This window comes from Acinetobacter gyllenbergii CIP 110306 = MTCC 11365 (assembly GCF_000413855.1).
GTDB lineage: Bacteria > Pseudomonadota > Gammaproteobacteria > Pseudomonadales > Moraxellaceae > Acinetobacter > Acinetobacter gyllenbergii.
On sequence record NZ_ATGG01000055.1, the window covers coordinates 1 to 4,696 of the forward strand.

The window sequence follows — 4,696 nt, forward strand, 5'->3', positions numbered from 1 at the left end:
GTACTGAATGGTAGTGACTGAATATTCTGCACTACCTTGTTTTTACATACACCCTCTTCCAGATATTGGCTTTCAACACAGGTCACGGGCTTAGGGATTGGATTGCCATTATCTGGATTATCCGTTCCACCGCCATTGGATGAACTTGAATCTCCACCCGAACCACTACCACACCCGACCATTGCTGTACTGATTGCCATCATTAGAACTGATGGCATGAACGATTTTGAAATCATCATGATTGACTGCCTTAAATTTTTATATTGTTGTTATTGATAATGATCAGCCGATAATAATTGACGGATTTCACTGGCCATTTGTGGACTACGCCAAGGAAATAGGACTTTTAGGCTGTAATTCGGTTTGAATGGATCTCGTGTACCAATATTGACTTGAAACTCTCGTTTCATCGGTGTGCGATGGACCTGTTGATTGACATGTGTTCCCATCATTGGATTGCTGATCACAGTGGTCGTGGTTCTAAAGTTATCTTCGACTAAGTTGTAGTGTCCAACGGAAGTGATGTAATCAAAGGGATATTTGACGAGGCGTTGATCAGACTGATCAAACAGAATAATGGTTTTATCTTGGCTGTTGATCCAAACACCACGGTTTTGGTAGTTAAAGCTTTCTCCTTGACGTTTCAGTTGTTCAGTCATCCCGTCAAAGTAGGTATTTCCATATTCATAAAGGTAGTAAAGGATCACAAACCAGAACAGGTCAAAGCCAAAGAAGATGTAACCGAAAGCACCAAAGGAGAAGATTTTGGCAACGATGAGAAAGATCACGATGGGTAAGACCACACATTTTATAAAGAGCTTAGATTTTTGTGGACGGTGTTCAATGGGTATGATTTTGGGTTTGCTTAATTCAGTCATGGTTGTTTCCCGCATGTTCAATGCAATGCACAATCACCAGCAGATATAAAAAGGTTTATTTTTTATAGGCGTGATTTAGCCGTCCACCGTTGGATTGTTCTTGTAAAAATGTTGTTTGAATAACAGACGAATAATAAAAAATTAGCCGTATCGCCCCCGTTGCAAAGCACAACAAGGTTGAACATGGGGTGAAACACAAATTAGAAAAGATTGGTACAGCATGAGAAGCTCCTTGTGTTAAGAAGTTCTACCAATTACTGCTAAATAATGGTGGCAGAACGAGAGCGGGTTAGCAGACTGGAACACAAGAATCCAGCACGTCCGAAGACGTCCCCCTCCCGTTCCACCGCAGAGGGGCACGAGGGGATAAACACTAAAAGACAAGTCCTTTAATGCTCTTGTGTTGGACGGTCTGCTAAAACCGACTGGCAATGTAGGCCAGCGAGCTCATATTAATTTTATCCAGCGCTTTAGTCAATTTTACAAAGCACTAAAATCTAGACAATTAGATTCGCCAAATGTAATCGCATTAAATCTTTGATTTTTCCCATAAGGTCAAATTCGTCCAATCGATAGGCTCATTTTGCTTTGATGGATGAGGCTAAAATGGACTGTTGTTCTCTATTAAAATAAAACAATAAAATAAAGAATTAAATCAGGCTCAGTTCAGCTTTTACATTCAACGCATTGAGATGAATCAATGCCTAATGAGCTGTTAATAAGAAGAATGTATTGGCTCAGGCTGATTTAAAGCGATCAAACTGAAGCTCACGCACCTTCAGAAATAGCCTATTAAATGGGATAGAATAAATAATCAGCAAAGCTCAGCGGGTCGATTAAATGAACTCAGCCAGTACAACAATGGTTTTAGCAGAAGCCATATTGAAAACTGCGGATTTACTCGGTCTTAGTAATACTCAACTGGCTGCTGTGATAGGTCGCGATCTCGCTTCGATGAAGCAAATCGAATTCTCAGCTGTATTAGAACCCGCATCTGCACAAGGTGAAACTGGATTATTACTGATTCGCCTTTATCAAAGCTTATCAGCACTCACGGGCGATGATTCTGAATGGATTGATTATTTTATGAATGCATTCAATACCGCAACCGATGGTGTCCCGATTCAGCAAATTCAAACTAGAAAAGGCTTAGAGAAAGTCTTAACAGTTGTTGAAGCCCTAAACAATCGATGATTTATTTAAATCATTCTTTTAGCGAATCAGCTTCAATTTGCTTGATTAGAAATTCTGATCATCATTAGCATCACTTCCGTTAAAAACACAGCAAAGATTAAAATTTGTGCTCAACAAACCACCACAAACATGATTCACAATCAAATTCCTAGCCGTCAGAAATTTAAAATATCTTCAGGTTAATCAATACATTAGATCTCTTGCGAAAGTAAAAACCACCTCAATCTAAGTTTCATGAGATATCAGAACTTAAATCGTTTTTCAGATTCTGAATTTAAACGCTTGGTTGGCGTACCTCGACCAGTTTTTACCGAAATGGTAGATGTTTTAGAAAAAGCAGAATCACTCAAAAAGAAATCAGGTCGTCCTCATACTTTAGCTATAGAGGATCAGTTGTTATTAACGCTCAATTACTTACGTAACTACAGTACTCAACTGGAATTGGCGGCACACTACCATATCGCTGAAAGTAATGTGAATCGAACCATTAAAAAGGTTGAAGATGCATTGATGAAATCAAGATGTTTTACTCTGCCAAAACGAAGCATTACCACAGCAGACGAACACTTTAACTGGGTCATTATCGATGCGACAGAATGTTCAATAGAACGCCCGAAAAAAAAATCAGAGTAAGTTCTACAGTGGTAAAAAGAAGAAACATACGCTAAAAGCACAAGTGATCTATCATCCGAAGAGCAAACAAATCATAGGGCTAGATATATCGAATGGCAGTCAGCATGACATTAAACTGGCAAGAAAAACGGTTAAGAAATTCAAACATTGTGAATATGTTATGACCGATTTAGGGTACTACGGATTAGAGCAAGATGGCTTTAAATTATTGATGCCAATAAAGAAAAAGAAGAATATACCCTTATTTGATGTTGAGAAAAAGTACAATAAAATGATTGGAAAAATACGAGTTGTGATCGAACACATCAATAGTCAATTGAAGACATTTAGAATATTAAGTGAACGCTATCGAAATAGACGGAAAAGATTCGGTTTACGCATTAACTTAATCGCTGCACTGGTAAACCGGATAAATTTTCAATAATGACTTTCGCAAGAGATCTATTATTTAATGTTAAAATATGTAAAAAGATCCAATTACATCGTTGACAGCTCAAGCGATACCCAGTTAAGCTAATTGAACACAGCAAAATCTGTGTACAGGCGTGAGAACCTGTTATATTCTACAAGCGCAAAACAATGTCGCTTATGCGGCTATTTTTTTGTCTACTGTTTAGCAGTCGTTATGGCAGCTTGACAGGGCAGCTTTATGCTGGCCGTACCTTGTAGAACGGTATTCTCACCCCTGTTTTGCTGCCACCATTACCGTGAGAAGTAATGGGGGTAAGTATTAAACTTATCTACAAGGAAACGACTATGAACGCAATTCTTCATGGTGCAAATACGTGCACATCTAAACAACAAGCCTCGCAACTGATTGTTGAACTGGGCAAATCAATTTCAAATCCTCAACGTCAAACACTTGCCAATCTTTATATTGCTGTTGACACTGCAAACTCCCTGCTCAACGAACTTGAACAAGCCCATGAAATCATTCGTCAATGCATGCATGAAATGACTGATGAGCAAATTCTTAAAGTCGCAAAGCTCAATCAAAATAACAATTTATCGTCGCTCTGGGCATTTCGTACACATCAACGTCACAAGATGATTGAACGTGCACAACGTGTGCTACGTGGGGCGAATCATGTCCAAGACCAATAAGAATAATCATCTTCTCGTATCTGGAGACTATCCTCTCATTGCTTCGCCAACGCTTGCAAAAGCGTTTGGCGTGGCTGCCGCCAATTTTTTACAGAAGTTGCATTACTTTTTAGAAAATAACGAAGGAAAAACCTTTAATGGAAAAAAATATTGGTTCCATAGTTATGAACAGTGGCAAAGCACGCTTGGCGTGTACAGCATCTCAACAATCAAACGAATTGTTGCAAAGTTAAAGCGAGCTGGGATTCTTGTGATTGAAAAGTTAGCACAAAATAAATGGCTGTGTCTTTGTACATTAATGTCTTAAACTAGCAAAGTGTAAAATCAACAACTTACATCAAATCTAATTAAATAAATCTACATTACAGTTCTAAACTCAATGAATTTTTCAGTTTAGAAAAATAGCAGTTTTTACAATATAGTTGTAAACCTAGCTTTTCCAAATTGGTAAAACTTCTTGATTAGGTGTCTTGAAAAACATACCAAAATTCCAAGTTCCTTTAATTTGTCGCCAACAACAATAAGTTAAGAAATCTTCACTACGTTGACCAATTATCCAATTACCCCAACCAACCTCTAAGACATCATCGGAGAAGCTACCAAATGCAACACCTATTGCTAAATCGCCCCAGTGTGCTAGTTCAGGGTGTGATTCACGTAGTTGAGCAATATCTTTTCTGTCTTGTTCACTCCATTCGCCATGATCTGAACCAGGGGTCGTCTCAGGAAACGGAAAATATAGCACGCTAAGGATTTTCACTCCGACTTCTTTTAACGATATCCAACACGGTATTTTTGCTTAGATTGACCAGCCGACCGACTTGTCGATAAGAGTGTCCAGCAGACACCAACTCCAACACTTTAGGTGCCAGACGATCTGACTTGGT

General features: G+C 38.7%; 6 protein-coding genes and 2 pseudogenes. 4 read left to right on the plus strand and 4 right to left on the minus strand.

The features are described from left to right. Together F957_RS01480 and F957_RS01475 are read right to left on the minus strand one after the other, a co-directional pair. Positions 1-239: pseudogene (locus tag F957_RS01480) on the minus strand (CAP domain-containing protein); the annotation flags it as partial. Positions 240-269: 30 nt separating this feature from the next. Continuing rightward, on the minus strand, positions 270-878 hold the full coding sequence (locus F957_RS01475; protein ID WP_004679652.1) for a hypothetical protein: 609 nt from the start codon (positions 876-878) through the stop codon (positions 270-272). Between the two features lie 840 nt (positions 879-1,718). Here F957_RS01475 and F957_RS01470 point away from each other — a divergent pair. The 4 genes and pseudogenes from F957_RS01470 to F957_RS01455 form a co-directional block, all read left to right on the plus strand. Continuing rightward, the gene (locus F957_RS01470) at positions 1,719-2,072 is read left to right on the plus strand and encodes an antitoxin Xre/MbcA/ParS toxin-binding domain-containing protein (RefSeq protein WP_016660659.1); all 354 of its coding nucleotides are present in this window, start codon (positions 1,719-1,721) and stop codon (positions 2,070-2,072) included. Between the two features lie 234 nt (positions 2,073-2,306). Then, positions 2,307-3,129, plus strand: a protein-coding gene (locus F957_RS21375; RefSeq protein ID WP_109439987.1) for an IS5 family transposase whose coding sequence is annotated in 2 segments (ribosomal slippage) — positions 2,307-2,687 and positions 2,689-3,129 — 822 coding nt in all. Because the reading frame shifts where the segments join, the coding sequence is not laid out codon by codon here. A 332-nt stretch (positions 3,130-3,461) separates the two neighbouring features. Next, positions 3,462-3,809 carry a hypothetical protein gene (locus tag F957_RS01460; protein WP_016541972.1) on the plus strand — a complete coding sequence of 116 codons (348 nt, stop codon included), beginning with the start codon at positions 3,462-3,464 and terminating at the stop codon, positions 3,807-3,809. Further along, positions 3,793-4,092, plus strand: a pseudogene (locus tag F957_RS01455) (replication protein); the annotation flags it as partial. The gene F957_RS01460 and the pseudogene F957_RS01455, both read left to right, overlap by 17 nt. Positions 4,093-4,239: 147 nt before the next feature. Here F957_RS01455 and F957_RS01450 read toward each other — a convergent pair. Both F957_RS01450 and F957_RS22150 read right to left on the minus strand, forming a co-directional pair. Further along, on the minus strand, positions 4,240-4,569 hold the full coding sequence (locus F957_RS01450; RefSeq protein WP_016660660.1) for a hypothetical protein: 330 nt from the start codon (positions 4,567-4,569) through the stop codon (positions 4,240-4,242). Continuing rightward, on the minus strand, positions 4,556-4,669 hold the full coding sequence (locus F957_RS22150; RefSeq protein ID WP_328285098.1) for a helix-turn-helix domain-containing protein: 114 nt from the start codon (positions 4,667-4,669) through the stop codon (positions 4,556-4,558). The genes F957_RS01450 and F957_RS22150 overlap by 14 nt, the downstream gene beginning before the upstream one ends. Between the last annotated feature and the right edge of the window lie 27 nt (positions 4,670-4,696).

Bases quoted from the DNA above. Each gene is read 5' to 3' on its own strand.
- F957_RS01475 (WP_004679652.1), bottom strand. From the start codon at position 878: ATGACTGAATTAAGCAAACCCAAAATCATACCCATTGAACACCGTCCA.
- F957_RS01470 (WP_016660659.1), top strand. From the start codon at position 1,719: ATGAACTCAGCCAGTACAACAATGGTTTTAGCAGAAGCCATATTGAAA.
- F957_RS01460 (WP_016541972.1), top strand. From the start codon at position 3,462: ATGAACGCAATTCTTCATGGTGCAAATACGTGCACATCTAAACAACAA.